At 54.8% G+C, this 24,845-nt stretch carries 27 protein-coding genes; 17 read left to right on the plus strand and 10 right to left on the minus strand.

Annotation, left to right across the window (positions count from 1 at the left end; genetic code table 11):
* Window positions 1–12: 12 nt before the first annotated feature.
* The 13 genes from pheA to HFN16_RS01865 all read left to right on the plus strand — a co-directional run bounded on the left by pheA (window position 13) and on the right by HFN16_RS01865 (window position 12,608).
* Window positions 13–1,131 carry a prephenate dehydratase gene (pheA, locus tag HFN16_RS01805; RefSeq protein WP_247648407.1) on the plus strand — a complete coding sequence of 373 codons (1,119 nt, stop codon included), beginning with the start codon at window positions 13–15 and terminating at the stop codon, window positions 1,129–1,131.
* Complete coding sequence (gene aroA / locus HFN16_RS01810; protein WP_168889074.1) at window positions 1,128–2,468, plus strand: 3-phosphoshikimate 1-carboxyvinyltransferase; 1,341 nt, start codon at window positions 1,128–1,130, stop codon at window positions 2,466–2,468. The genes pheA and aroA overlap by 4 nt, the downstream gene beginning before the upstream one ends.
* Before the next feature lie 41 nt (window positions 2,469–2,509).
* Window positions 2,510–3,283, plus strand: coding sequence for a prephenate dehydrogenase/arogenate dehydrogenase family protein (locus HFN16_RS01815; RefSeq protein ID WP_168889075.1), 774 nt, complete (start codon window positions 2,510–2,512; stop codon window positions 3,281–3,283).
* A gap of 346 nt (window positions 3,284–3,629) precedes the next feature.
* Window positions 3,630–5,087 carry an anthranilate synthase component I family protein gene (locus HFN16_RS01820; protein ID WP_168889076.1) on the plus strand — a complete coding sequence of 486 codons (1,458 nt, stop codon included), beginning with the start codon at window positions 3,630–3,632 and terminating at the stop codon, window positions 5,085–5,087.
* Complete coding sequence (locus tag HFN16_RS01825) at window positions 5,068–5,640, plus strand: aminodeoxychorismate/anthranilate synthase component II (RefSeq protein WP_168889077.1); 573 nt, start codon at window positions 5,068–5,070, stop codon at window positions 5,638–5,640. The genes HFN16_RS01820 and HFN16_RS01825 overlap by 20 nt, the downstream gene beginning before the upstream one ends.
* Before the next feature lie 4 nt (window positions 5,641–5,644).
* Window positions 5,645–6,652 carry an anthranilate phosphoribosyltransferase gene (trpD, locus tag HFN16_RS01830; RefSeq protein ID WP_168889078.1) on the plus strand — a complete coding sequence of 336 codons (1,008 nt, stop codon included), beginning with the start codon at window positions 5,645–5,647 and terminating at the stop codon, window positions 6,650–6,652.
* Window positions 6,642–7,412: an indole-3-glycerol-phosphate synthase gene (locus HFN16_RS01835; protein WP_168889079.1), complete on the plus strand. Its 771-nt coding sequence runs from the start codon at window positions 6,642–6,644 to the stop codon at window positions 7,410–7,412. The genes trpD and HFN16_RS01835 overlap by 11 nt, the downstream gene beginning before the upstream one ends.
* Window positions 7,412–8,035 (plus strand): phosphoribosylanthranilate isomerase, encoded by a 624-nt coding sequence (locus tag HFN16_RS01840; RefSeq protein WP_210772224.1) that lies wholly within the window; start codon window positions 7,412–7,414, stop codon window positions 8,033–8,035. The genes HFN16_RS01835 and HFN16_RS01840 overlap by 1 nt, the downstream gene beginning before the upstream one ends.
* Before the next feature lie 7 nt (window positions 8,036–8,042).
* Complete coding sequence (trpB, locus tag HFN16_RS01845) at window positions 8,043–9,206, plus strand: tryptophan synthase subunit beta (protein ID WP_168889080.1); 1,164 nt, start codon at window positions 8,043–8,045, stop codon at window positions 9,204–9,206.
* Window positions 9,207–9,217: 11 nt separating this feature from the next.
* A complete protein-coding gene (gene trpA, locus HFN16_RS01850; protein WP_168889081.1) occupies window positions 9,218–9,979 on the plus strand; it encodes a tryptophan synthase subunit alpha in 762 nt (253 codons plus the stop codon).
* Window positions 9,980–10,621: 642 nt separating this feature from the next.
* Window positions 10,622–11,848 (plus strand): DEAD/DEAH box helicase, encoded by a 1,227-nt coding sequence (locus HFN16_RS01855; protein ID WP_168889082.1) that lies wholly within the window; start codon window positions 10,622–10,624, stop codon window positions 11,846–11,848.
* A 126-nt stretch (window positions 11,849–11,974) separates the two neighbouring features.
* Window positions 11,975–12,241 carry an RNA-binding protein gene (locus tag HFN16_RS01860; protein WP_168889083.1) on the plus strand — a complete coding sequence of 89 codons (267 nt, stop codon included), beginning with the start codon at window positions 11,975–11,977 and terminating at the stop codon, window positions 12,239–12,241.
* 100 nt (window positions 12,242–12,341) lie between these two features.
* A complete protein-coding gene (locus HFN16_RS01865) occupies window positions 12,342–12,608 on the plus strand; it encodes an RNA-binding protein (protein WP_168889084.1) in 267 nt (88 codons plus the stop codon).
* Window positions 12,609–12,871: 263 nt separating this feature from the next.
* Here the strand turns inward: HFN16_RS01865 and HFN16_RS01870 are convergent, their stop codons facing one another.
* The 10 genes from HFN16_RS01870 to HFN16_RS01910 form a co-directional block, all read right to left on the minus strand.
* Complete coding sequence (locus HFN16_RS01870; RefSeq protein WP_168889085.1) at window positions 12,872–13,819, minus strand: serine/threonine protein kinase; 948 nt, start codon at window positions 13,817–13,819, stop codon at window positions 12,872–12,874.
* Window positions 13,820–13,829: 10 nt separating this feature from the next.
* A complete protein-coding gene (locus HFN16_RS01875; RefSeq protein ID WP_168889086.1) occupies window positions 13,830–14,321 on the minus strand; it encodes a universal stress protein in 492 nt (163 codons plus the stop codon).
* Window positions 14,322–14,331: 10 nt separating this feature from the next.
* Window positions 14,332–15,285: a serine/threonine protein kinase gene (locus tag HFN16_RS01880; RefSeq protein WP_168889087.1), complete on the minus strand. Its 954-nt coding sequence runs from the start codon at window positions 15,283–15,285 to the stop codon at window positions 14,332–14,334.
* A 160-nt stretch (window positions 15,286–15,445) separates the two neighbouring features.
* Window positions 15,446–16,255, minus strand: a complete 810-nt coding sequence (locus HFN16_RS01885) for a BON domain-containing protein (protein ID WP_168889088.1) — start codon at window positions 16,253–16,255, stop codon at window positions 15,446–15,448.
* A 204-nt stretch (window positions 16,256–16,459) separates the two neighbouring features.
* Window positions 16,460–18,034 carry a glycosyltransferase family 39 protein gene (locus HFN16_RS01890; RefSeq protein ID WP_168889089.1) on the minus strand — a complete coding sequence of 525 codons (1,575 nt, stop codon included), beginning with the start codon at window positions 18,032–18,034 and terminating at the stop codon, window positions 16,460–16,462.
* Between the two features lie 149 nt (window positions 18,035–18,183).
* Complete coding sequence (locus tag HFN16_RS18955) at window positions 18,184–18,306, minus strand: hypothetical protein (protein WP_282097909.1); 123 nt, start codon at window positions 18,304–18,306, stop codon at window positions 18,184–18,186.
* Window positions 18,307–18,487: 181 nt separating this feature from the next.
* Window positions 18,488–19,024, minus strand: a complete 537-nt coding sequence (locus tag HFN16_RS01895) for a tetratricopeptide repeat protein (protein WP_348771082.1) — start codon at window positions 19,022–19,024, stop codon at window positions 18,488–18,490.
* Window positions 19,025–19,428: 404 nt separating this feature from the next.
* Window positions 19,429–19,899, minus strand: a complete 471-nt coding sequence (locus tag HFN16_RS01900; protein WP_168889091.1) for a TadE/TadG family type IV pilus assembly protein — start codon at window positions 19,897–19,899, stop codon at window positions 19,429–19,431.
* Window positions 19,900–19,908: 9 nt separating this feature from the next.
* Window positions 19,909–21,111, minus strand: coding sequence for a pilus assembly protein TadG-related protein (locus HFN16_RS01905; RefSeq protein ID WP_247648408.1), 1,203 nt, complete (start codon window positions 21,109–21,111; stop codon window positions 19,909–19,911).
* Between the two features lie 40 nt (window positions 21,112–21,151).
* Window positions 21,152–21,538: a TadE/TadG family type IV pilus assembly protein gene (locus HFN16_RS01910; RefSeq protein WP_168889093.1), complete on the minus strand. Its 387-nt coding sequence runs from the start codon at window positions 21,536–21,538 to the stop codon at window positions 21,152–21,154.
* A gap of 251 nt (window positions 21,539–21,789) precedes the next feature.
* On the opposite strand from HFN16_RS01910, the gene HFN16_RS01915 reads away from it, so the two are divergent.
* From HFN16_RS01915 to HFN16_RS01930, 4 genes are all read left to right on the plus strand, one after another.
* Window positions 21,790–23,175 (plus strand): sigma-54 dependent transcriptional regulator, encoded by a 1,386-nt coding sequence (locus tag HFN16_RS01915; RefSeq protein WP_168889094.1) that lies wholly within the window; start codon window positions 21,790–21,792, stop codon window positions 23,173–23,175.
* Between the two features lie 189 nt (window positions 23,176–23,364).
* The gene (locus HFN16_RS01920) at window positions 23,365–23,541 is read left to right on the plus strand and encodes a Flp family type IVb pilin (protein ID WP_168889095.1); all 177 of its coding nucleotides are present in this window, start codon (window positions 23,365–23,367) and stop codon (window positions 23,539–23,541) included.
* 423 nt (window positions 23,542–23,964) lie between these two features.
* Entirely contained in the window at window positions 23,965–24,144 is a 180-nt protein-coding gene (locus tag HFN16_RS01925) for a Flp family type IVb pilin (protein ID WP_168889096.1), read from the plus strand.
* Window positions 24,145–24,295: 151 nt separating this feature from the next.
* On the plus strand, window positions 24,296–24,841 hold the full coding sequence (locus HFN16_RS01930; RefSeq protein WP_168889097.1) for an A24 family peptidase: 546 nt from the start codon (window positions 24,296–24,298) through the stop codon (window positions 24,839–24,841).
* Window positions 24,842–24,845 lie beyond the last annotated feature (4 nt).

Below are 24,845 nucleotides of genomic sequence, written 5' to 3' on the forward strand. Positions count from 1 at the left end.
TCGAGCTACTACATGCGAGAAAGAACCATGGCAGACAACGAGAAGAACAACGACGTTCCCGATCTGGGAAATCTCAGGGTACAAATCGACTCTCTGGACAAACAGATCGTGGACTTGCTGAACAAGCGGGCCGAAGTGAGCCTGGGCGTGGGCCGATGGAAGGCCGCAAACGACGAGCCTATTTACAAGCCGTTCCGCGAGCAGGAAGTCATGAACAAAATCGCAGATTCCAGCCCCGGCCCCCTGCCGGACAAGCATCTGCGCACCATCTACCGCGAGATCATGTCCTCCTCGCGTCACCTGCAGCGCCCTGAGCGTGTCGTTTTTCTCGGGCCTGAAGGCACTTTTTCCTATTTTGCAGCCATCGAGCACATGGGCTCGGCCGCAGCCCTGACACCCAAGAACAACTTTGAAGAAATTTTCCGGGCCGTTGCCGAAGAAGGCGCGGAGCTGGGTGTCATCCCGCTGGAAAACTCCATTGAGGGCACCGTCGGTCAGGTTGTCGACCTGTTCATGAAGTACAAGGTCTACATTCAGGCCGAGGTGTTCAGCCGCATTAGCCATTCCCTTATCTCCAATGCGGAAAGGATTGAGGATGTGGAGGTCATCTACTCCCATCCTCAACCTCTGGGGCAATGCCGCGAGTGGTTGAACAAGAATCTGCCGGGCGTACCGACCATTCCCATGGAGTCCTCCGCCGAGGCCGCCGAAGTGGTGGCAGGCAAAAAGGCCGCCGCCGTGGTAGGCCACGCCAAGCTGGCAGACATGCACGGCATGAACTTGCTGGCCGATTCCATTGAGGACCTGCCGGACAACTGGACCCGCTTCGTCATCATCGGCTCTGCTCCTTCCAAGGAAGAAAAGCGCGACAAGACGTCCATCCTCTTCACCCTGCCCAACCGCCCCGGCGCACTGGCGCGGGTGCTGACCACTCTGGCGCATCAGGGCATCAACATGACCAAGCTGGAGTCCCGTCCGTTCCGGGGCGAAAAGTGGAAATATGTATTCTTCGCCGATCTCGAGTTCGATTTCAGCGGCAACAAATACGAAGATGTACTCGACGACATCCGTCACCAATGCCACACCCTGCGTGTGCTCGGGGCCTACCCCACCCAGGAGGAAAGACAATGACCCAGGAACCGATCATCATCAACGCGCCTGCCAGTAAGTCCCTTTCCCACCGCACCCTGATCGCGGCGGCATTGGCCAACGGCGTATCCGAAGTTTCGTCCGCTCTGGACTCCGACGATCTGACCCGCACCAGAGGCTGCCTTGAAGCCTGTGGCGCCAAGATCGAACCCAAAGGCGACAAGCTCATCGTCACCGGCATGGAAGCCGGTCCCGCGGGCGGCAATGCCGACGGTAAGAACAAGCATGAAGAGCCGCACGAACTGTTCATGCACGAATCCGGCACCACCTGCCGCATCATGACCGCCGTGGCCGCCGCCGGTAAAGGCACCTTCAACGTGCACGGCGCACCCCGTATGCACGAGCGCCCCATGGGCGAACTCACTGCCGCACTTTCCAAACTGGGCACCAAATTCGAATATCAAGGGAATGAAGGGTTCCTCCCCTTTATCATGACCAGCAAGGGCTACACCAAAAAATCGGTGGACATCACTCTGGAAGAAAGCAGCCAATACCTCTCCGGTCTGCTCCTGGGTGCGCCCTTGGCTGATCACGAAATAACCATCAACGTGGTCGGCAAGAAAGCCGTCTCCTGGCCTTACGTTGCGCTCACTCTGCGCATCATGGAAGATTTCAAGGCCGGGTTCCGCGTGGAACTGAAGAAAAAAGGCAAGTGGGAAGAAGTGCCGTGGCGCTCCGTCAAAGGCGCGACCCCGGGTGAAATCCGGTTCATCGTTCAGCCTACCGGCTACGATGCCACTGACTACCGCGTGGAAGGCGACTGGTCCAACGCCAGCTACTTCCTGGCCGCAGGAGCCGTGGGCAAACGCCCTGTTCTGATCAAGGGACTGGCTGCCGACTCCCTGCAGGGCGACCGCGCCATCATGGACATCCTTGGCCAGATGGGTGCCAAGATCAACGTCACCTTCGATGGCATCCTTGTGGAGCCGAGTAACCTGCGCGGCGTGACCGTGGACATGAACCGCTGCCCGGATCTGGTCCCTACCGTTTCCGCTGCCGCGGCCTTTGCCTCCACCCCCACGATCATTGAGAACGTGGCCCACCTGCGCATCAAGGAGACCGACCGTCTGGCCGCCTGCGCCGACGAAGTGGCCCGCACTCAGGCCATCACCGAGATCGAGGGCGACTCCCTCATCGTGCGTCCGGGCCGTCTGCCCAAGGGGCATGCCATCGACTTCAAGACCTATGGCGACCACCGCATGGCCATGTCCATGTCCCTGTTCCAGCTGGCCGGAATTGAAGTGAACCTTGACAATCCGTCCTGTGTTGGCAAGTCTTTCCCCGGCTTCTTCGACGAGTGGAACAAAATCGTCGGCTAACCAGAATCACGAAAAGAATATCAACGAGAAAGAAGAGCATCATGCAGTTAGAAGGTTTCAGCAAAATCGCCATCGTTGGCGCAAACGGACAGATGGGAGGGCTTTTTTCCAAAGCCTTCACCGCGCTCGGCATCGAAGTTGCGGAGCTGAGCCGTCCGTATACCGACGATGACGTCCGCGCGGCGCTGACCGATTGCGACATGCTCATGCTGAGCGTGCCGGTCAACGCCATGATCTCGGTGCTGGACCAGATGCTGCCCCACCTGTCCGCCCCTACCATCCTGTGTGACGTAGGATCGGTGAAGGTACACCCCATGAAGGTGATGCTCGACAAATATGACGGTCCGATAGTGGGGACCCACCCCCTGTTCGGACCAGTTATTCCGGAAGGATTCACCCCGCGCGTGGCCGTCATGGCCGGTCGTGAGGAAGACCGCCGTGATGCATACCGGGTGGCCACCATAATGGATGCCTGCGGATACGAGAGCTTCACCTCCACCGCCGAGGAACATGATCGGGCCATGGCTTTCATTCAGGGCCTGAACTTCACCTCTACCGTGGCTTTCCTCGCCGCTGCCCGCGATGTGGACGGCATCGACAAGTTTCTGACCCCGTCTTTCCAGCGACGTCTTGATTCTGCACGTAAAATGCTTACTCAGGACATGGAGTTGTTCGGCATCATTTCCGAAGCCAACCCCTACTTGCAGGAAACCAACCGTAAATTCATGAACTACCTGAGCGTGGCTGCAGGCGGCGATCTCGACCTGCTGGCCGACCGCGCACAGTGGTGGTGGCGTAACAATGAATCATATTAAAGGGTGCGGCTATCAGCCGATCGCATAGATAATGTTTTTTCCAAGGCCGCACCCTCAAACCGGGGTGTGGCCTTGTTCATATTCAAGGAGATGACAATGAACGGCACGTGAAAGAGATATGAGAATCGAAAAAAGGTGAAAGGTTGGGAGGTTATTCCCAGCCCGCTCGATTAACAAAACCAATTTATCGATGTTGACACCGTGAGGTTTTCAAGAGTGGTGCAGCTGCAAGACGGCGGAAAAAGATTGCCCGCAGGCATAGCAGCACTACGATGAGGACCGACTTGCTCCCGGCAACGACGCAGTTGCGCTGCTATCGGGAACCGGGTCAACAGGAGAAAAAGTAATGGATAAGATCACTTTGACACAGCATGGCAAATGGTTGCCGGCTGATGTTCAGACTACTGTTTCCCTATTTATGGGATTGGTCGGCGACCAGCCCGGCATCATGCTGGAATCCGCTGAAGTCGACGGCCGCCTGGGCCGCTACAGCCTCATGGCCTGGGACTATCGCCTCATGCTCCACCCCGTGGATGGCAAGCTCGTGGTGGAAGCCACTGACGAGCGTCTCGCTCCACTCAAAGAGCTGGAAGGCATGGACTTTCTTCCCGGCATCAAGAAAGCCGCGGAAATCCTCAACATCGAACAGAAAACCGAAGGCGGCAACAGCAGGGACACCATCCCCGGCCTGACCCGCGGCCTGTACGGCTACTTTGGCTACGGTGTGGCAGGCATGTTCGAGCGCAAGCTCGCCGAATGCTGCAAACCCGCAGACGCCGAAGCGTGTCTGGTCCTGCCCGGCCAGCTGGTACTGTTCGACCACCTGCGCCACTCCTGCTGCTACCTGAGTCTCGATGAAGGCGCAGCACCGACCCCGGCACCGATCCAGTGGGGCGCAGACCTGACCGCTCCGGAAGCGGGCACTCCCACGGTCCACCCCGGCAAGGAAGAATACATGGCTGGCGTGGAACGCTGCAAAGAGCTCATCGCCGAGGGCGAGTGCATTCAGGTGGTGCTCTCCACCCGTTTCACTGTCCCGGTTCCTGACGAGCCATTCCGCATTTACCGCCGTCTCCGTCAGGCCAACCCTTCCCCGTTCATGTTCTACATGAAATTCCCGGACTGCGCGTCCATGGGCAAGACCTGCGGCACCACCCTGCTCGGCTCCTCGCCCGAAATGATGGTCCGCTCCGATGCGGGGCACCTCGAAGTTCGCCCCATCGCCGGCACCCGCTGGAGAGGCGAGACCGAAAAGGAAGACATGCGCCTTGAAAAAGAGCTGTTGGCCGATCCCAAGGAACGCGCCGAGCACGTCATGCTCGTAGACCTTGGCCGCAACGATCTGGGCCGCATCTCCAAACCCGGCACGGTCACGGTGGAGAAATTCATGAACGTCGAACGTTTCTCCCATGTCATGCACCTCACCTCCTACGTGGAAGGCGAGCTCAAGGACGGGCTGGACGGCGTGGACGTTTTGCAGGCCACTTTCCCGGCAGGCACCCTGTCCGGCGCTCCCAAGATTCGGGCCATGGAAATCATCGCCGATCTGGAACCGCAGGATCGCGGTCCCTACGGCGGCTGCATCGGCTGGATGGGACTGGACGACGGCGTGGTCTCCCTCGATACGGGCATCACCATCCGTTCCATGTGGATCCGCGACGGCGTCTGCAATTGGCAGGCGGGCGCGGGTATCGTTTACGATTCCGATGCCGAAGCTGAATGGAACGAGTGCCACAACAAGGCGCGCGTACTGCTTGAAGTGATCACGGGTAAAGGAGGCACTGATGTTTTTGCTGATAGATAATTTCGACTCCTTCACCTTCAATCTGGTGCAGGCTTTCCAGCAACTGGGAGCCGACCCGCAGGTCATCCGCAATGACCGCGAAGAAGTATTGGAGCTGGCAACCTCCGGTAAACTGGAGCGTGTCTGCCTTTCCCCCGGCCCGTCCAACCCGGAAAACGCAGGCTTCTGCCTCGAGTTTCTGGCGCGGCTGCCCAAGGAAATCCCGGTACTGGGCGTTTGCCTCGGACACCAGACCCTTGGTCACTTTGCTGGCGCACCGGTCAAACGTGCCGAGCGCATCATGCACGGCAAGACCTCCATGGTGTACCACGAAGGCAAGTCCGTGTTCGCAGGTGTGGATTCCCCGTTCGAAGTCTGTCGCTACCACTCGCTGGTGGTCCCGGCAGAAGAGGCAGCGGACAAGATCGAAGTGACCGCCACCACCAAGCGCGGCGAGATCATGGGCATCATGTACAAGGACCGCCCCTGGCACGGGGTGCAGTTCCACCCGGAATCCATCCTGACCCCGGACGGCCCCAAGCTTCTCCAGAACTTCCTGAACATGAAAGGATAATGAAATGAGCATCTCCGAAATTCTTGAATTACTGGCCCAGAAAAAGCCCTTGAATGACGTGCAGGCTGACTTCATGTTCACCGAACTCATGGACGGCAACATGACCGAGGCCCAGACCGGTGCCTTCCTCATGGCCCTTCGCGCCAAAGGTGAGGACTCCACGGATCTGGCCGCAGGCGTCCGCGCCGGCGTGGCCCATGCCGTGAAGATTCCCGGCTTTGACGGCAACCGCGACGAGCCTGTCATCGACACCTGCGGTACCGGCGGCGACGGACAGTGTTCCTTCAACAACTCCACTGCCGTGTCCCTGTTCCTGGCAGACATGGGCTACACCGTTGCCAAGCACGGCAACCGCGCCCTGTCTTCTTCCTGCGGTTCGGCTGATGCGCTGGAAGCCCTCGGCATTCCGCTGGAGCAGACTCCGGAAGAGGCCGCCGAAGGCTTGGCGAAATACAACTTCGCCTTCCTGTTCGCGCCCGCCTACCACCCTGCTTTCAAGTACGTCATGCCCGTACGCCAGCAGCTTGGCATCCGCACCCTGTTCAACTTCATGGGACCGCTGCTGAACCCGGCCCGTCCGTCCCATCAGCTCATGGGCATCGGTGATCCTTCCAAGCTGGAGCTCATGGGCGAGACCCTGCTCCTGACCGGTGTGGACAAGGCCCTCATCTTCTCCGGCGCAGGCGGCTTTGACGAGCTGACCACCTGGGGACCGAACCGGGGCTACATCATCCACGACGGCGTGATGGAAAAGACCACGGTCAATCCATCGCAGCTTGGATTCAAGCCCCATGCTCCGGGAGACGTACGTGTAGACGGCAAGGACGACGCCGTTGCCAAGCTCCGCGACATCCTCGCCGGAAAGGGGCCCGAAGCCATGATGGACATGGTGGCCCTGAATCTGGCAGGGTGCCTGCATCTTCTTGGCAAGGGCGACATGAGGGAATGTGCCGACCTTGCCCGTCACACCGTCAACCAAGGACTACAGAAAGGAATCCCCTATGTTGGATAAATTCAGGGAAGCCAAGCAGCTGGAGATCGACTCCCTGCGCAAGGACTTCGTGGAGGGCCGCGTGCCCGCCGTATATCAGGGCGAACGCCCCTCTTTCGTGGACGCCATCAAGGCCAAAGGCCCGGGTGCCGTCATTGCCGAGTTCAAACCCGCCAGCCCGAGCAAGGGCATCCTGCGCGAGAATCTGAACCCGCTCGATTACGAAGAGGCGTATGCCAAGAACGGCGCTGCCGCCATTTCCGTCCTCACCGAACACCAGTACTTCAAGGGAACCCCGGACTTCCTGTTCATCATGAACCAGACCGGCACCCCGCTGCTGCGCAAGGACTTCATCTTCGATCCGCTTCAGGTCGCCATGACCGCGTCCAGCCCGGCCTCTGCCGTGCTGCTCATCGCCCGCATGTGCGATGACGTGAACCACCTGAAGCAGCTCATCGACATCGCCCGCATGCCCGGGCTCGCCCCGGTTGTCGAAATCTTCGACCAGGCAGATCTGGACATGGCCCGCGAAGCCGGTGCCGACATCATTCAGGTAAACAACCGCGATCTGGATACGCTGGAAATCACCCTCGACCAGTCCCGCAACTTCATCAAGCAGAAGCAAGACGGCGAGCTCTGGATTTGCGCCAGTGGCGTATCCGAGCGCGAACAGGTCGTCGAGATGGGCGAACTCGGCTTCGACGCCGTGCTCATCGGCACCTGCCTGATGGAAGCTGATAACCCCGGCGAAAAGCTCGCCGAACTGACCGGAGCAAAATAATGAGCCGCCCGATGGTCAAGGTCTGCGGAATGACCCGCATGGAAGACGTCAAGCTCTGCACTGAGCTTGGCGTGGACCTGCTGGGTTTCATCTTCCACCCCAAGAGCCCGCGCAATGTCGATCCCGACTTCGTGGCCTCGGTCAAGACCGGCAAGATCACCAAGGTCGGCGTTTTCGTCGACCAGCCTCACGAAGAGGTGCTGGAGATCATGGACCATTGCGGGCTGCATGCTGCCCAGCTACACGGCAAACAGGACATCCATTTCTGCTGGAGAATCGGGCCGGACCGGGTCATCCGCGTCTTCTGGCCGGACACCTACCCGTCCGCCGCGGCCCTCTCCCGCGATCTGGATGCCTTTGCCGAATGTAGCGGCCACTTCCTGCTCGACGCAGGTCAGGCCAAACAGGGCGGCACCGGACAGACTATCAACTTCGACATCCTGAAGGATTTGAATATACAGACGCCCTGGTTCCTCGCAGGAGGCATTGGCCCTCACAACATTGAAGAGGTCCTGAAGTTCAACCCTCCCGGGCTGGACATCAACTCCGGCGTTGAAAAGGAACCGGGCATTAAAGACGAAACAAAATTGCGGGCCGTGTTCGATGCGCTCGCAAAGGTGTGATGATATTATGAAGAAAGGTTATTTTGGTGACTTTGGCGGGCAGTTTATTCCCGAACTGCTCATGCCGCCCCTGCTGGAACTGGAAGAGGCCATGAAGACCATCCTCCCAAGCGAGGAATTCCAGACCCGCTTTACGCAGATGCTCAAGGAAAACGTGGGCCGTCCGTCCACCCTCACATACTGCCCTCGCATATCCGAGCAGCTCGGACTGGACCTGTGGCTCAAGCGAGAGGATCTGAACCACTCTGGCGCACACAAAATCAACAACACCCTTGGTCAGGGGTTGCTGGCCAAGATGATGGGCAAGGAAGTGCTGCTGGCCGAGACCGGCGCAGGCATGCACGGCGTTGCCACCACCGTAGCCGCTGCCATGCTCGGCATGAAAGCCGTCATCTACATGGGCGCCACCGACGTGGTTCGTCAGGCTCCCAACGTCAACCGCATGCGCCTGATGGGGGCCGAGATCATCGCCGTTGAATCCGGCACCAAGACCCTCAAGGACGCCATCAACGAAGCCTTGCGCCGCTGGTTGGCAGATCAGGAAAACACCCACTACTGCTTTGGTACCGCAGCCGGTCCCTACCCATTCCCGGACCTTGTCCGCGAATTCCAGCAGATCATTTCCAAAGAAGCGCGCCAGCAGTTCATGGACCGCAACGACGGCAAGCTGCCTGACACGGTCGTGGCCTGCGTAGGCGGTGGTTCCAACGCCATCGGCATGTTCCATCATTTCGTGCCCGACGAATCCGTCAAGATCGTGGGCGTAGAGGCTGCTGGCACTGGCGAGCCGGGTTGCGATGATTCCGCGCCCCTCGATCACGGCAGCGACGGTGTGCTCCACGGCATGAAGACCAAACTCCTCCAGACCGAGGAAGGTCAGATTCTGCCGTCCCACTCCGTGGCACCCGGCCTCGACTACCCCGGCGTCGGCCCCGAGCATGCCCATCTGCAGGCCATCGGTCGCGTGGACTACACCACCATCAACGACGCCCAGGCCATCAACGCCTTCAAGATGCTCTCCCAGCAGGAAGGCATCATCCCGGCACTTGAGTCCTCCCACGCCGTGGCCTACGCCATCGAGCACAAGGAAGAACTTCAGGGCAAGTCCGTCCTCGTCTGCCTCTCTGGTCGCGGCGACAAGGACCTCGGCATTCTTGACGAAATTCTCTAGGAGATCACGATATGAATCCCATGCAAACAAAGATTGAAGAGGCAAACAAGCAAGGCAAAGCAGGCCTTATCCCCTTCCTTCCGGCGGGTTTTCCCACTCGTGATCAATTCTGGAAGGAACTGGAACAGCTCGACGCTGCAGGCGCATCCGTCATCGAGATCGGCATGCCCTTCTCCGACCCCGTGGCCGACGGTCCGGTTGTCGAGAAGGCATCTCTCAAGTGTCTCGACGACGGCATCAACCTGCAATGGATTTTCGACGGACTCAAGGAACGCAAAGGACAGTTCAACGCCGCCATTCTCCTGATGGGCTATCTCAACCCCGTCTATCAGTACGGCTTGGACGAATTCGCCGCAGATTGCGAAGCCGCTGGCGTATCCGGTCTTATCATCGCGGACATGCCCATTGAGGAAGCCGGTTTCGTCAAGGAAGCCATTGAGCCACACGGCGTTGCACTCGTCCCCCTCGTCGGGCTCAACACGCCCAAGGAGCGTATGAAGCTGTACGCTGAGAATGCGTCCGGTTTCTGCTACTTCGTTTCCGTGCTTGGCACCACTGGTCAGCGCGAGTCGCTGCCCACTCGTATCAAGGCAAAGCTCACCGAGGCCAAGGAAGTGTTCGACATTCCCATCGCCCTCGGATTCGGTATCAAGCATCCCGATCAGCTCACCGAGTTCGACGGATTGTTGGATGCCGCCGTATTCGGCTCTGCCCTGATCACACACATAGAGGATGGCAAGTCGAGTGCCGAGTTCATGGAGCCTTGGAAGTAGAGAAGCGAATATGATGCCGCTGCGCGGCGATTGACAGGAGATTTCGCCTCCGGCGGCCAAAGGGCTATACCCTTTGGAATCCCTTTCTCGCCTTCGGCAAATACTAAGCTAGTTAAAAGGTCTTGGAGAAGTCTCTCCAAGGCCTTTTCGATTGCCCCGGGTCGAAGACACATATGGGATTCTTAAGGCTATAAACTATGTTTACGGATGAAATTACAATACACATTTTACTTTCTCACACAGGCACATGGAAATATAGCATCATTCAAGATAATAATGTATTACTCAGGCCATAAAAAATTTAGCAATGACGAATTGGAAACCATAATTTCTTGGAATGATGCCAAAAGGATGACTTTGTCCCTTTTCATATTTATGGCAAAGTATTGAGGTTATGACATTATTTACTATAGTAATACATATTCAAAAAACATCTTTACTTCTTCGTGATAATGATTGATTAATACAGACCTCAGCGTGACTGGACGCACGATTACTTCTTAGCCCCTATTGGGCACCTCACGTTTTGCGTAAGATCTAGATTTACTCCTTCCGTACCAGAGCCTTTCAAATATACCCGGCGAACCCGGGATCGACCGCTGTCACGCTCCGTCGTTTTTTTGCTTTTTTTCCAAGGACTTTATGACCTTTACTTCTTTTTTGCTTGATCGGCGTCTTGACGCCGGTATCAAGTCCTGCGGCTACGAAACTCCCACCCCGATTCAACAAAAAGCCATCCCACTGATTCTTAACGGAAATGACGTTATGGGATTGGCTCAGACTGGCACCGGTAAAACTGCCGCTTTTGCTCTGCCTGTTCTTCAAAAACTGCTTACAAACTCTCCTTCTCAGAAAGGCCCTCGCATCCTCGTCCTGGCCCCCACACGAGAGTTGGCAATGCAGATCAACGAGAGCTTTGTCTCCCTTGCCAAACAGACCCACATACGCAGTAGTATAGTTATCGGCGGTATCGGAATGGGCCCTCAAATAAAGGCTCTCGATACTTCCCATGTCATTGTTGCTTGTCCCGGACGACTCGTCAGGCTCATCAACAAGGGGGTTGTTGACTTCAGAGGCATCGACACGTTGGTGCTTGATGAGGCGGACCGGATGCTCGATATGGGTTTTCTGCCGGATATCAAACGAATCATAGCTCGCCTTCCGGTCAAACGACAAAACCTGTTGTTCTCAGCGACCATGCCCAAATCCATTTTGGCCTTTGCCAATCGCATTCTTGTCGATCCCAAAACGGTTCAGATTAACACAACCTCGCCGGTCTCCAGTGTCAAACACGTCTTCTACAAAACAAGGACTGGCAACAAGGGTGCTTTGTTGGATGATATCATTTCACGCTCAGAACACAAAAGCATGTTGATTTTCACTCGCACCAAGCACAAGGCCAAAAGCCTTTCCCGCAAGCTCGTAAACGACGGGCATGACACAACCTTTCTGCAAGGTAACATGAGTCAAAAGCAACGCGATAAAGCGTTAAATGGTTTTCGTAATGGGCGTTACTCTATCATGGTGGCAACAGATATTGTCGCAAGAGGCATCGACTGTGACCGTATAACCCATGTCATTAATTTTGATATGCCTAACACTGCGGAAACGTATACCCACCGAACAGGGCGCACAGGCAGGGCGGGACGTACCGGCAATGCCATCAGTTTAGTCACTCATGATGACGCAAAGCAGATGCGAGATCTCAAACGAATCATGAATGTCTCTTTTGATCAGCATGTCGCCATTGATCCTGCGAGAGGCAACTGTGTTGATGATAAAAAACAAGCATCTTCACATTCTCCTGCAAAGACATCATGCCCAAAAAGAAGACGAAATCACAAGCAGTCTAATAGAGTTGCGGCCTAGTTCCTAGGCTATCAATCCTGCTCTTTCAGCATACAACGGGTTCATTTTTTGACTCGCAACACTCTACTATTACGCTTTATCTGCTTTGTCAGACAATCGTAACACCAAAACAACATAGGAGAAATTATGTCCAAGAATATATATGTCGGTAATATGGCATGGTCCACCACTGAAGCGGATATCCGCACTGCTTTTGAAGCATACGGAGAAGTCTCTTCTGTCAAATTGATCGAAGACCGTGAAACTGGCCGCCCCAGAGGCTTTGGCTTTGTTGAGATGAACAATGACACAGATGCCATGTCCGCCATTGATGCGTTGAACGGCAACAATTTTGATGGTCGTGCCCTCACGGTCAATGAGGCCAAACCTCGTGTTGAGCGTCCTCGCTGGTAATCTATAGGCCATAAACGGTCATACAAAACACACTATTCATTTATGACGTTCGCCCGATCAATCGGGAGGAAGTCACCATTAAGAGAACACAGGAGAAATTATGTCCAAGAATATTTATGTCGGCAATATGGCATGGTCCACCACTGAAGCGGATATCCGCACTGCTTTTGAAGCATACGGAGAAGTCTCTTCCGTCAAATTGATCGAAGACCGTGAAACAGGCCGTCCCAGAGGCTTCGGCTTTGTTGAGATGGACAATGACGCAGATGCCATGTCCGCCATTGACGCGTTGAACGGCAACAATCTTGATGGCCGCGACCTCAAGGTCAACGAGGCCAAACCTCGTGTTGAGCGCCCCCGCTGGTAGGTCTCAGTTTTAAGTCTTAATAGGCATTCAGCGCCCGCCCTCTTTTTGGAAGGCGGGTGCTTTTTATTGACCTTTGCAACCTTTCTTTAACCCGCCACAGACACAGGCATCTATAATACCGTCCTTTGACAATTTCACTCGATTAAAAACATGATCAGGTAGTCACACGAAGAGTATGGCTATTCTTAAGGCCCTCGCCTTTGAGCTCGTCAAGAGTCGAAATCATCGGACAATGGAGCCAAAGGAGACCTCCTCTTCTGCCTTCACATCTCTGCAGCAGCCCTCAAATCATCCAGAAACTCAGGTACGGAATCGTAGCAAACTTCGGCCCCGTAGGAGAAATGGAGCAACACATTGTTAAGCCTGTCCGGGATGTAGGGGAACAGCTTCTTGAGATTCATGATCTCGCTCCGATGCACACAGGAATAGTCAGCGGGAACGAGATTGACCGGATTGAAATTCACGCCGAGATCACCGAGGGTTTGCGGTGAATAGAGCCACTTGCCAGTGATACAGAGCAGAATGCGGCCCAACCCGAAAAGATCAAGGGCGAACGGGTTGGCTTGCGCCTCATAGGCGTAGTCAAAATCAATCCAGCGATAGGCTCCGGTGGAATACTCGCGCATCAGATGATCAAGGCTGATGTCGCCATGCAATTCATCGTGATCGTGAAGATGGGCAATAGCTCCGCATGCCTTGATGAACCTGTCGAGAATTTGCGGGTAGAATTCATGGAAATATGTCTCGTGATCCGCCTTGATATTCGCCACCACATAGTCGATACGCTTGCCCTGAATAATGTCGATCACACGGATACGATTCCCTGCATCGTCATGAACGGTGCGCCCCTGCATGAAACGGGAGTCACCCCGAACTAGGTCGAGCATGCGAGCTTCCTTGCGGGGGCTACGATAACACTTTACTTTTACGACCCCCCACTTGAGATGGAAGCTTTCGTGAAAAACGAGCTTGAGCAGTTTGGCTTCCCCGGTCTCCAGCTCCATGGCCTTCTTCACCCAGAACTTGGTGTCCTTGTAGGCCAAACCACGCTCCACGGCATCGCGATGAACCAGATAGTGCCGCCCTTCCACGGCGATGACATCGCCGGGACCAATGGACATGAACTCCGTGGTGTCGGAGTACACGCTACCACCGGGCCGGACGTTCACATCCGGCTGGTACCGCTCGACCAGCTCGCGAACCGTCAGCATGCATCCTCCTTTAAGAGACTACCCAAACAGTGCAGTCCTTGGCGGAGTGGACGATCTTATTGGAGACCGAACCAAACAGAAACTCTTCGGCCTTGGCAACGCCGCGTCGTCCGATCACGACAGTTCCGTAGCCACCCTGCTTCTGGGCATCCAGAATTTCATGAGCCACGCCCGTACCTCGACTGCAAACAGGGGCGGTCTCACTGAACGGCGAGAAACAACTGGTGACATACTTCTCGGTTACCATGGCCCCAGGTACGCCCATCTCGACCAACCGTTCACGAGCCTTGCCCAGAAACTCCTTCAACACGTTGCGAGTGGTCTCGCACCCTTCCTTCCAACTTTCCTCGTCAGGAAAGATATCTCGGTGCGGCAACCGTTCTATGCAAAGGAGACGGACCTCGAAACCATCACTGTTGCCCGCTATGCTACCGACATATTCCACGGCGCGCATGGCGTTCTCGCTCGCATCCACGGCCAGCAGAATCTTCTTGAAATTCATGCCACCCTCCTTATTGCTTGGGCAGATAATCCAGGCACGGACGAAGATCGTCCAAAAACTCTTCTACTGATTCATAAAACACCTCGGCCCCGGCGGCGAAGTGCATAAGTACATTATTGAGCGGCTTGGGGATGTACGGGAATATACGACGCAGGTTCACCAGCCGATTCTTGAAAATAAGGGAGAAATCATCCGGCACGATGTTTTCCACGCCTTCCATGCCATCGAACTGCCCCGGCGTATAAATCTGCTTGCCCACCACGAACAACAACGCATTGCCCAACCCGAAAAGGTCAAGGGCAAACGGGTTGGCCGTGGCTTCATAGGCATAATCGAAATCGATCCAGCGAGCCTGCCCGGTGGTGCTTTCCACCCAGAGGTGATCACGCCGAACATCGCCGTGCCGCTCGTTGTTCTTATGCAGGAAATCAATGGCCTCGCAGCCGGTAATGAACATCTCCATGGTGGAGCGAAGATTGTCTTCGAAGTACTCTAGGTGGTTGCCCGGCAAGTTATCGATGGCAACATCCAATCGCCTGCCGCGGATGATTTCCAAAACGCGCACCAGATTTCCGACTTCATCTTCCAGAGAGAAGCCGTGCATGAACCGCGGATCGTCGCGCACTAGATCAAGGATACGCGCTTCCTTACGCTCACTGCGGAAGCTGCGGACCGTCAACGGTCCTATCTGTTGAGTAAATTCCTCGTGGAACACGAGCTTGAGGATGACGCCTTCTCCGGTCTCGAGACACTTGCACCGTTTGACCCAGAACTTGAAGTCTTCAAGACCGAACCGCCGCTCCGCTTCATCGCGCAGCACCATGTAATGCTTATCGCCCAGGCGGATCACGTCGCCGTATCCGATGGACGAGAATTCGGTGGTGTCCGTATACAGTCGTCTCACCCGCTGAAGCGGAAAATTGGGGAGATGATAACGAACAAGATCTCTCAGGTCGGTACTCATGAGATTCCCCCTTATAGATACTATATAACACCGCTCCAATACCGGGGGTAGTATTTTCGGGAGAATGGACAGCGTCTCCAAAAAAACAAAGCCGCCCACGGGGAGGAGTGGGCGGCTAAAGGAAGGGTTGCGGACTGGTGCAACCCTGTGTGCAAACTATCTACAGACCGGAGACACGGCCATTGACGACCAGCGGTGGCGACGGAGACGAATCAGCGACAGCCTTTGGCTTCTCTGCCTTCTCGGCAGGAGTGATGCGCTTGGGAATCTTCTTTTTCGCTCTCTTGGGCTTGGTGTCAGCCTTTGAAGGCTCCAGCTTGGCTGTCATGATGCGCGGTTCCGGCCCGGCATTCTCCTGATGATAGAGATAGGAGATGACACGGCCATCTCCCACACTCTCCAAGGCATGGGCCATGATCTTGTCGCGCTCAGCCTTGTCCGAGATGACACCCAGCAGGATGATGTCACCCTGAACAACCTCGACATCAATAGGCGAACTGGTGACTTCAAAGTCCGCCATGAGTTGAGCCTTGAGTTCCGTGGCCATGGCCTGCTCGGAAAGAAAATCGGAAGTAGGTTGATCTTCTTTGAGATAAAGCAAGCTGACGATGCCGCACTTGTCCTTCACCTTGTCAGCGCACTCGTAAATCTTGCGGAGTTGCTCCTGCGAGTCATACTCGCCCACGAGATAGAGCTTGCCAAAATAGGCATAGGCGATGACCTGACGAGCTCGGATTTCCTTATGCTTGTAAAACTCTGCCTGAGCATGGCCTGCTATGATGGCGTCGAGCATCTGTTGCTCGGTGGACCGTTCGTCCACGGCAGTTTCGTACGCGGTCTGTCCGTTACCGATAACCGACGAAAAATAGGAAGGGGCACCAGGAATCAAACCGATACCAAAGGGAACGGCAGCGCATCCAGGTAGCAGAAAGAATGTCAGTAGAATTAATATCGTTCGTATTCGTTGCATAATCATTATAGCCGTCCTCTCTGGATTCGGCTCCACCCGACCATAAACAGCAAGAACCCTGCCATTGAGCAGGTGCAACGAGAAAAGCAGTGACAGCAACACATTGCCATCACTGCCTTTTATTAGCATCTATTTTTAATAGATTTTTATCGAACTCAGAATCGGTTTAATCCACGATTAATGGTCTTTCGATTTTCAATGTAGTTAGAAGCGGTCGGAATTGTTTCTGGGCCAGAAGCCGTTGAACCCCTTGCAGACGTAGAGAGTAAACTCGCGCATGGGTTGCCCATTCGACATCGAGTGGATGTAGACTTCCTTCTCAACGGAATCGAACATCTTGGTAATTTTCGGGCTGATGCCTTCAGTACGGTGATGCTCACGAACAAAAATAGCATCCTGCCCCACTTCCGGACCAGGCCAGATGTCATACTGGTTCATACGGCGATCGCCGATCCATGCACAAAATGTCAGAGGCTGCCCCGGCGTATAGAATGCAAGCTCGGAAGTAATGTCGTACTTGTCGCTAACCACGAAGACATTATCTGGATTGTCAAAAGCAGCCTGCTTCAAATCGGCAACCTGCTGGCCCAGACTGTCCCACCCTTTGAGGCGGTTGGTCATGTTGATCTCTGCCGGGATGGGCAGGATGGGTGTCACGTAAATCATCAGGGTCAGGCCCGCAGCAATACCAGCCAGCAAAACTTTTCCACGAGTCTTGCGGCGGGGATTCTCCCACCACGCTTTCAAGCCCATGCCACCGAGAATGGCTCCTGCCATGAAGGCGGCAGCGGTCCAGTTGGCCTCGGTATGCGACTTGAGAGACCAGAACGTGATGATAGCCCACAGGGGCAGGAAGAACAGGAGCGCTTGAAGTGTATGCCGGTACTTGCAATCAAAGGAGCCAATGGGACCGACAATGCCCTTCTTGATGGCGCGCCAGGTGGCTACGGCGATTGCCACGGCCCACCATGGAGCCATCAGGCCTATCTGTGCGCCGAACATCTCGAAGAAGGGGCCGATGCGAATTTCAAAGGGCTTGGGCTTGCCTGCAGCCTGTCCGGCCACGTGCTTGAAGCCCACCCAATCGTTCTGCATATTCCACAAAATGATGGGCAGCATGCCCACCACGGTGCCAACCAGCGAAGCCAGCGCAAACCGGCGCCAGAAACGGGCCGGAAGCTGACCACGCAGATGCAGAATGGCGGCGTAGATCACGCCAAGGCCTACAAAGGCAAGCATCATATACTTGCCGAGGATACCGATAGCCACACAGATGCCGAGAATCACGAACGGCAGATTGCCCGGCGTATAGTCAGGCTTGTTGCGCGTCGCGGCAGACAAGGCAAAGAAGGCCACGGTCCAGCACAGAAGGAGCGGATTATCCGTGGTAGCAAGGATACCAAGTCCATTGAGCAGTATCATGGTCGCAGACACGAACAGGGCATAGAGGGCCAGCCTGTATTCGCGCCACACGCGGGAAATACCAATATACAATGCCGCCTGAATGCCGGTCATGCCGATGATCGAGCCAAACCGTACGCCCAGTTCCGTGGAACCAAAGACCTTGCACCAGAGGCTGATGACCCAGGCGATGAGCGGTCCCTTGGAATAGTAGGAAAGTTGTGGGCGGCGAATCCAGTCCCAGTATTGAGCTTCGTCCTGAACGAGGTTCAGTTGGCCGGACGCCACAAACCAGTAGCGCACAACAAACGACACCGCGATGATCATGAAGGCGATCACGTCCAGTCGAAACGAGTATGTATCGTTGGGTTTCGTCATGTTGCGTGTCAGGTATATTATATATGGGTGGCTTGGCAAGTGCAGCCCTGTGCCGCCCCGCTCCAGTCTCGCCTCCTCAGCACTTCTCAATAAAAAGAGGCAGACCCCGTTGCCAGGGCCTGCCTCTTTATCGATCGGTAGATGAGTTATTACTTCTTTTCGTCCTTGCTATCACTCTTTTCGTCCTTGCTCTCGGAGTAATTTTCATCCCACAGCCCACAGCTGTCAGAAATACAGGAGAGACACGGTCCGGGATAATCCATGTTAGGCATAAGCGCCTCCGCTTTTGGTGTATAATGATGGGCGGCCTCGTTGTATGGCCGCCTGTAATTTCAAATTCGATATTTAAATAATAACGATTATCAATATCATTGCAAGTCTTATTTGTCTTTTGCGCAAAAAAAAGGCCCGGCAAATGCCAGGCCTGTGCAATTTCATTCTTAATTCAGACAGTTAGCTATACTTTTTACAGTATCGCAAGAATTTCTGCGCTTCCATGAACTCAGGATTGATATTCAGAGCTTCCTGCAGGCTCTCGATACATTCCTTGTTCAGCCCCTTCTCGAAGTAGACACGGGCCATATTGAAGTAGACGTTCTCGTCGTCACGGACGATTTCCAACGACTTCTCATAGTAGCGAATAGACTCGTCGTAATGGCCGTTCTTGCGCAGGCTAATACCGAATGAGTTAAACTTCTGGCGGTATTCGTAAGTAAATGCCTCAGACAATCCCAACAAGGTATTCAGCACCTTTTTGAGCTTGTTGAATTCCTTGGTCTCGGAATAGACCTCGCCCAGACCGTAGTTGGCGTCGATGTTCTTTTCATCGATCATCAAGGCCTTGATGAACTGACTCTCCGCCTCTTCCATCTTTCCTTGCTCAAAGGCTTTTTCGCCTTCGTCTATCTTGCGGGCAAGGGTCTCCAGCGCAGGCACAGTATGCACCCGATAGTAACTTGGCTCGGGCGTGTACTGTTTGAGAAAATCCATCTGATTCAAAACGGTGCGAACTCCGGATGGGACATGATGAGCATTGAGAGGCTGAACTTCAAAGTCATCAGTGGATAACTGACGGGCATACCAGTACGTGACGTTTGCGTGTGTCCCCGATGTCGTTCCAGCACCAATTTCCGATTCTATAAATAGCGAATATACGCCTAATATCTGTGGATATTTACTCAAAACAGAGCTCCGATGCTTTTTTATTTCGAGCCGTTAGCCATCTCTACACAGGCGTACGGCGCAGCTTTTTTTATATCGCACAGATGTTGTAAAATCAATAATTCTTATCAAGTCATACATATCCTTCCGTAAAACAATAAAAACCCCTGACGGGGCTTTCATTGGGGTAGGAAGATAAGGGGCGAACAACCGCTAGGCCTAGCGGAAAAATCTTAATTATCGCAGGGCTTCCATGGCTCGTTTAGCTTTCTGTCCTGCCCATGCAACGAAACAGTCGTGGGCAGAATGGAACTGACGATCGGGGTAAACGGCTCATAATTGTAGACCACGGCAACCTGAACCAACCCACAGGGATCGCCAGCGCTGCCGACTGCACCTGCGCCGCTAGCCGCAGGAGTCGGCCATGAGGAGATGACGATCTCCTTGGAACCGTTGTCCAGATCAGCCAACCAGTCCGCAGCGATCTGATTTATCTGAGAGATGCGTGTGCCCTCTTCTTCGCCTACGCCGGTGGCAGCAAATCGGGTTGCCACCTGAGCGGCCTTCTGCACGGCGAGCCAGGAATAGAACATGTTACCGAACTCCACCAGGCCGAAGACCAGTGTCACGACGAACGGCAGGACCATGGCAAATTCCATGGAGGTGATGCCCTGCCGGGCTATGCGCTGCTTCTGATTCTTCATGGTGTCCTCCTAGTTCAGCAGGCGCCAGCCGAGCTGCTTGCCAATTTCCTTGAATACTTCGGGGATATCGTAGACTGAGGGGGCATTGAAGTAATGATCGTCAGTGCCTTCCTTGCTGGAAGCGATCTGCTTCATCAAATTGATATCCGTACTGTCCGAGGAGCCGAAGCGGATGGCGAAGATCTCAACGCCGGCATCCTTGGCCAGTTGAGCCTCTTCGAGCATCTCCGTATTGAGCACGCCGCCGTTTTCACAGTGGGAGGTGTCGTCGCCCATACGGAAGTAGGCGTTGGTCCAGTAGTTGTTGGGACGATAGTATGCACGGTAGGAACCACCGCATTCTCCGTCTTCGGTGTCACCGTCGGTCAACACGATCATAATCTTGCGGTAGTCATCCTTGTCACCGCCCTCGGTGTAAGGTGCGTCCTGCGTCAGGACATGACGCCCCCACTTGATGCCCTCGGGGATCACCGTGCCGGAAGAGTTACCGGTGGCAGTCTGTTCGTTAATGGCATCGATAACCGCATCCTTGTCCTTGGACAAAGGCATGATCTCGGGGATATTGGAACAAGTGTCCATGGCTATGCGCCTGCGATAGTCATAAGGAAGTGCGTAATACTCATCCATGAAATCTTCATGCAGGCCGGTCTCGTTGAGGGAGCCGTCCGCATTGCGGCAACCGCCGGGCAAACCGTCCACACCATCGCCTACGCGGACCTTGCCGCGGAAAGGCACTACCCCGACTTTGGTATCAGGATCAGCACCATCAGGCATGAGCAGTTCCGTCAATTCAACCGAGGCCTCCTTGACCATATTGATGGGTGTCCCCTTCATGGAACCAGAGTTGTCCACAACGAACACCACTTCGAGCTTATTGAAACCTGCTGCTGCGTGGGCATACACCCAAGGGTCCATCAAATCGAAAATCTGCATGAGCAACAACTCGACTCTGTACTTGGCTTTGACCACCACACTGCGCACCTCGGTTCCCGGAGTCACGGATTCGACTTCGGCACCGCTCAGGTTGCGCTCCACCATATCGTTGACGGCGGCGGCGACAATCCCTTTGTCGATGTCAGGATCATAAGGAAGTTGAAGGCTGCCCGCGAGCGCACCAGCGTCCACGGCGGCCTGAAGGCGGGTGTGGGCCATATACATATTACCCATATCAAGTGCGAGACCAGCCACGCCCAGCATGACCGGAATTAACATGGCAACAAAGGCGCTGGCAGTTCCCCTGCGAGAAATGCTGCTACGGGAGCGGCATGACAGTCTGCGCCACCATTGGGAAGGACTTGTCGCCAGTAAGCAATTCAAAGGCGTCTTCGCCGAACGGTACGTAAGCATAGGAAACCTCGACAGTCACAGTATTGGTGCCGGCGTCCGTGGTCACGGACGTGGTCAGGAAATTGGTATCCAGCTCGGACACCACGGATTCCACCAGGGCCTGAATGTCGGAAGAACCGCCATCCATCAGGGCCAGACGCGCGCCTTCACGGCTCGCTTCCGTCAGACTGGAATAGGCATGCATGGCATTACCCCCTTCCACAAGCAGAAGCAGAATCATCACCATGGCCGGAAGCATGATGGCAAATTCGACTGCCGCTATCCCTCTCCGTGATGTCTCTCTCTTTCTCATTGCACACCTCTCGCACTTGCTGCTGAACACATGTTTGATTTGCAATTTATAACAGCAACAGATGTGCCAGAGAAACTCACCGACTACACAAAATGATCACTAATACCTTGATTTTGAATCATAATTTTTTTTGTGACCAAAACATTCTTTCGAACGTATAAGTTGAGTGAGAGCATAGTTATCTATTTTTTGTAGATTTTCTGAAGCTATGAGTGTATAGTAAGAACAAATGAACAATGGTGAGGAATGACGTGGCAGAACGAATCCTGATAGTCGACGACGATCGCGCCTTTCAAGGCATGCTGGTCGAAGCCCTGACAGACAAGGGCTATGAAGTCGACACTGCATCCACTGCCGAGGACGGCATCAAAAAGGCCGGAGCCAAGAGCTTCGACCTGATTCTGCACGACATCAAACTGCCCGGCATGTCCGGCCTGGACGCCCTGCCCCATCTGGCAGAGGCCGCGCCCGGCGTGGATGTCATCGTCATGACCGGGTACGCCTCCAAGGATTCCGGCGTTGTCGCCATGCAACGCGGCGCCTATGACTACTTTACCAAGCCGTTTTCCCTGAGTGAGATGGAAGTCGTTGTCCGCCGTGCCTTGGAAAAGCGACAGATGCAGACCGAGCTGGCCGAGCTCAAGAAGCGCGGCGGCGGAAGTCCGCTCAACGACATCATCGGCCAGTCCGCCCCCATGCTGGCGGTCAAGGAACGCATTGCCCGCGTGGCCGAGCTCAATGCCGATGTCCTGATCATGGGTGAAACCGGTACTGGTAAGGAGCTGGTCTCCGACACCATTCACGCGTTGAGCCCTCGCGCCAAGGGGCCCTTCATCAAGCTCAACTGCGCCGCCATCCCGGAAAACCTCATCGAAAGTGAACTCTTTGGTCATGAAAAGGGCGCATTCACTGGCGCCAATGCAGCCAAGCAGGGTAAGTTCGAACTGGCCAAGGGCGGCACTATATTACTTGATGAATTGGGTGAGATGCCCATTCACCTGCAGCCCAAGCTGCTACGCGCAGTCGAGCAGAAGCAGGCAGAACGTCTGGGCGGCACCAAGCCCATCAAGTACGATGTGCGCATCATCGCCGCCACCAACCGCGACCTTGAAGAGCGCGTGCAGGACGGCAAGTTCCGCAGCGATCTATACTATAGACTTAATGTGGCGACCCTGATCCTGCCGCCCCTGCGCGACCGCAAGTCCGACCTGCCCGAGCTGTCGGAGTTCTTCCTTGATCGCGCCAACAGACGGCTCGGCACCGATATTTCGGCCATTTCCACCGAGGCCATGGAGATATTCTTCAACTACGACTGGCCGGGCAATGTGCGCCAGTTCGCCAATGCCGTGGAACGCGCGGCCATCTTCTGCACCTCCTCGGTCATCACTCCTGCGGAAGTGGATCAGGCATTCTCCAACAAGCAGCCAGAGGCCGAGCAGACCGCGACAGCCCTGCCGGAATCAGACCTCCCACTCAAGCAGGCCTTGATCCAATATGAGCGATATCTCATTGAGAACGCCCTGCGCAGAGCCAAGGGACGCCAGACGTCCGCAGCCGAATCCCTCGGAATTTCGGCCAAGAATCTGTGGAACAAGCTCCAAAAGCATGAGATAGAGCCTGCCCAGTTCAAACTCTGATCCATTTCTCCACTAATTATAGACTTCACCTTGATATTGTGTGGATTGCACAATCGTCATATTTCACACAATAGACCTTTTTTATTAGACAAAATATCCTTCCATCGCCTTTACAAAGCTACTGGCACGAGTGTTGCCTGTAATGTGCAAGACAGTGACACCGTGCTTGCATATTAAAGGAGATGGACCATGAAACACCCGATTCACCGCCTGATACGCGACCAGGATGGCGCCACCGCGCTTGAATACGGCCTGCTCGCCACCCTGATTGCCGCCGTTATCGCCACAGCCGTAGGCGCCATCGGCACCAGCATCAGAGATCTATTCAATACGCTTTCCACTGCCATGAATGCGGCGACGAGCTGATAACAAGCTGATTATTTGATCTATTTTACTAAGGCCTGCACCCTTTTCTGAGGTTGCAGGCCTTCTTCTTTTCAACGCTAAACTTCAGCCACCACAGACCACCAACACGAAATCCATTATTTATAGAGTCTTTTAAGGTACTGTTTTTAAACAATTTATCGACATCGCCAAACAGGACACCACTCAAACAAACTCTACAAATAATAGATTTATCGTAATTTCAAACAGGCGTAACAAATTCGCACCACTGCCTATTATTTTTTTTCACCAATTTTAACAAGTATTTACAAATAAAACAACGCGCCTATTTTTTCGCTGGCACACGGGTTGCTTTATGGGAAGCGTGGCTGGTGCAACAGAACGCGAAACAAATTTCTAAACCCAAATAGCTCCAAACGGAGCAAACTAATGAGGAGAAAAACTATGACTATCATGAACCTTATCCGTAACGAAGAAGGCGCAACTGCACTCGAATACGGCCTGCTCGCCGCCCTGATCGCTGGCGTTATCGCCGCAGCCGTTACCGCCCTCGGTACTTCCGTACAGGGCACCTTTGAAACCATTTCTTCCAAGATGTCCGCCGCCACCAGCACCGGTTCCTAAACCGACGCGGCAAATTAGGTAAATCCGTTTAACGGAAGCAGCCAGAGCAGCCGGACCGGGGCTTGCGGGAAAGCAGCCCGCTCGTCCCGGTCCTGTCATCCGAAGGGAAAGCGGATGGCGCATCAAACCTGGCACATGATTCGGGGGAACCATGGATATTCTTATCACTATCGTGCTGGCAGCAGCGCTGACCATCGCAACCATCACCGACCTCAGAAGTCAGCGGATATATAACTGGCTGACCTTCCCGCTCATCCTCTCCGGATTGATCGTTCACACGGTCACCGGCGGGCTTGACGGTCTTATGTTGAGCGGTGGCGGCTTTGGTCTGGGCCTCGGCCTGATGGTGGTACCCTTCTTTATGGGCGCCATGGGTGCGGGAGACGTCAAGCTCATGGCCGGCATCGGCGCATGGCTCGGCACAGACGCAACATTCATCGCCTTCCTGGCCACCTGCTTCGCAGGCGGCGTGTACGCACTCCTGGTTATGTTCAGGAACGTGGACTACATGAAGGCCGTCTTCTCCAACATCTGGAATTCCTTCCTGCACATCCTGGTCACCCATAAGTTCGAGTACGCCCCGCTGGCCGAAGCGCAGTCCCTGCCTCGGCTCTGTTACGGCGTCGCCATAGCCGTCGGCACAGTCGCGACCATGGCTCTGAACTTTACCCAGACCGGTTCGGTCTTCATCCGATAAGCAG

The sequence above is a fragment of the Pseudodesulfovibrio sp. zrk46 genome (genome assembly GCF_012516435.1).
Lineage (GTDB): Bacteria > Desulfobacterota > Desulfovibrionia > Desulfovibrionales > Desulfovibrionaceae > Pseudodesulfovibrio.

Bases quoted from the DNA above. Each gene is read 5' to 3' on its own strand.
- HFN16_RS01875 (WP_168889086.1), bottom strand. From the start codon at position 14,321: ATGAATTTCAAGAAGATTCTGCTGGCCGTGGATGCGAGCGAGAACGCC.
- HFN16_RS01905 (WP_247648408.1), bottom strand. From the start codon at position 21,111: ATGTTAATTCCGGTCATGCTGGGCGTGGCTGGTCTCGCACTTGATATG.
- pheA (WP_247648407.1), top strand. From the start codon at position 13: ATGCGAGAAAGAACCATGGCAGACAACGAGAAGAACAACGACGTTCCC.
- HFN16_RS01865 (WP_168889084.1), top strand. From the start codon at position 12,342: ATGTCCAAGAATATTTATGTCGGCAATATGGCATGGTCCACCACTGAA.
- HFN16_RS01910 (WP_168889093.1), bottom strand. From the start codon at position 21,538: ATGAGAAAGAGAGAGACATCACGGAGAGGGATAGCGGCAGTCGAATTT.
- HFN16_RS01930 (WP_168889097.1), top strand. From the start codon at position 24,296: ATGGATATTCTTATCACTATCGTGCTGGCAGCAGCGCTGACCATCGCA.
- HFN16_RS18955 (WP_282097909.1), bottom strand. From the start codon at position 18,306: ATGCCTAACATGGATTATCCCGGACCGTGTCTCTCCTGTATTTCTGAC.
- HFN16_RS01870 (WP_168889085.1), bottom strand. From the start codon at position 13,819: ATGCTGACGGTTCGCGAGCTGGTCGAGCGGTACCAGCCGGATGTGAAC.
- trpA (WP_168889081.1), top strand. From the start codon at position 9,218: ATGAATCCCATGCAAACAAAGATTGAAGAGGCAAACAAGCAAGGCAAA.
- aroA (WP_168889074.1), top strand. From the start codon at position 1,128: ATGACCCAGGAACCGATCATCATCAACGCGCCTGCCAGTAAGTCCCTT.
- HFN16_RS01900 (WP_168889091.1), bottom strand. From the start codon at position 19,899: ATGAAGAATCAGAAGCAGCGCATAGCCCGGCAGGGCATCACCTCCATG.
- HFN16_RS01825 (WP_168889077.1), top strand. From the start codon at position 5,068: ATGTTTTTGCTGATAGATAATTTCGACTCCTTCACCTTCAATCTGGTG.
- trpB (WP_168889080.1), top strand. From the start codon at position 8,043: ATGAAGAAAGGTTATTTTGGTGACTTTGGCGGGCAGTTTATTCCCGAA.
- HFN16_RS01855 (WP_168889082.1), top strand. From the start codon at position 10,622: ATGACCTTTACTTCTTTTTTGCTTGATCGGCGTCTTGACGCCGGTATC.
- HFN16_RS01890 (WP_168889089.1), bottom strand. From the start codon at position 18,034: ATGACGAAACCCAACGATACATACTCGTTTCGACTGGACGTGATCGCC.
- HFN16_RS01920 (WP_168889095.1), top strand. From the start codon at position 23,365: ATGAAACACCCGATTCACCGCCTGATACGCGACCAGGATGGCGCCACC.
- HFN16_RS01840 (WP_210772224.1), top strand. From the start codon at position 7,412: ATGAGCCGCCCGATGGTCAAGGTCTGCGGAATGACCCGCATGGAAGAC.
- HFN16_RS01895 (WP_348771082.1), bottom strand. From the start codon at position 19,024: ATGGATTTTCTCAAACAGTACACGCCCGAGCCAAGTTACTATCGGGTG.
- HFN16_RS01820 (WP_168889076.1), top strand. From the start codon at position 3,630: ATGGATAAGATCACTTTGACACAGCATGGCAAATGGTTGCCGGCTGAT.
- HFN16_RS01925 (WP_168889096.1), top strand. From the start codon at position 23,965: ATGACTATCATGAACCTTATCCGTAACGAAGAAGGCGCAACTGCACTC.
- trpD (WP_168889078.1), top strand. From the start codon at position 5,645: ATGAGCATCTCCGAAATTCTTGAATTACTGGCCCAGAAAAAGCCCTTG.
- HFN16_RS01885 (WP_168889088.1), bottom strand. From the start codon at position 16,255: ATGCAACGAATACGAACGATATTAATTCTACTGACATTCTTTCTGCTA.
- HFN16_RS01880 (WP_168889087.1), bottom strand. From the start codon at position 15,285: ATGAGTACCGACCTGAGAGATCTTGTTCGTTATCATCTCCCCAATTTT.
- HFN16_RS01835 (WP_168889079.1), top strand. From the start codon at position 6,642: ATGTTGGATAAATTCAGGGAAGCCAAGCAGCTGGAGATCGACTCCCTG.
- HFN16_RS01815 (WP_168889075.1), top strand. From the start codon at position 2,510: ATGCAGTTAGAAGGTTTCAGCAAAATCGCCATCGTTGGCGCAAACGGA.
- HFN16_RS01860 (WP_168889083.1), top strand. From the start codon at position 11,975: ATGTCCAAGAATATATATGTCGGTAATATGGCATGGTCCACCACTGAA.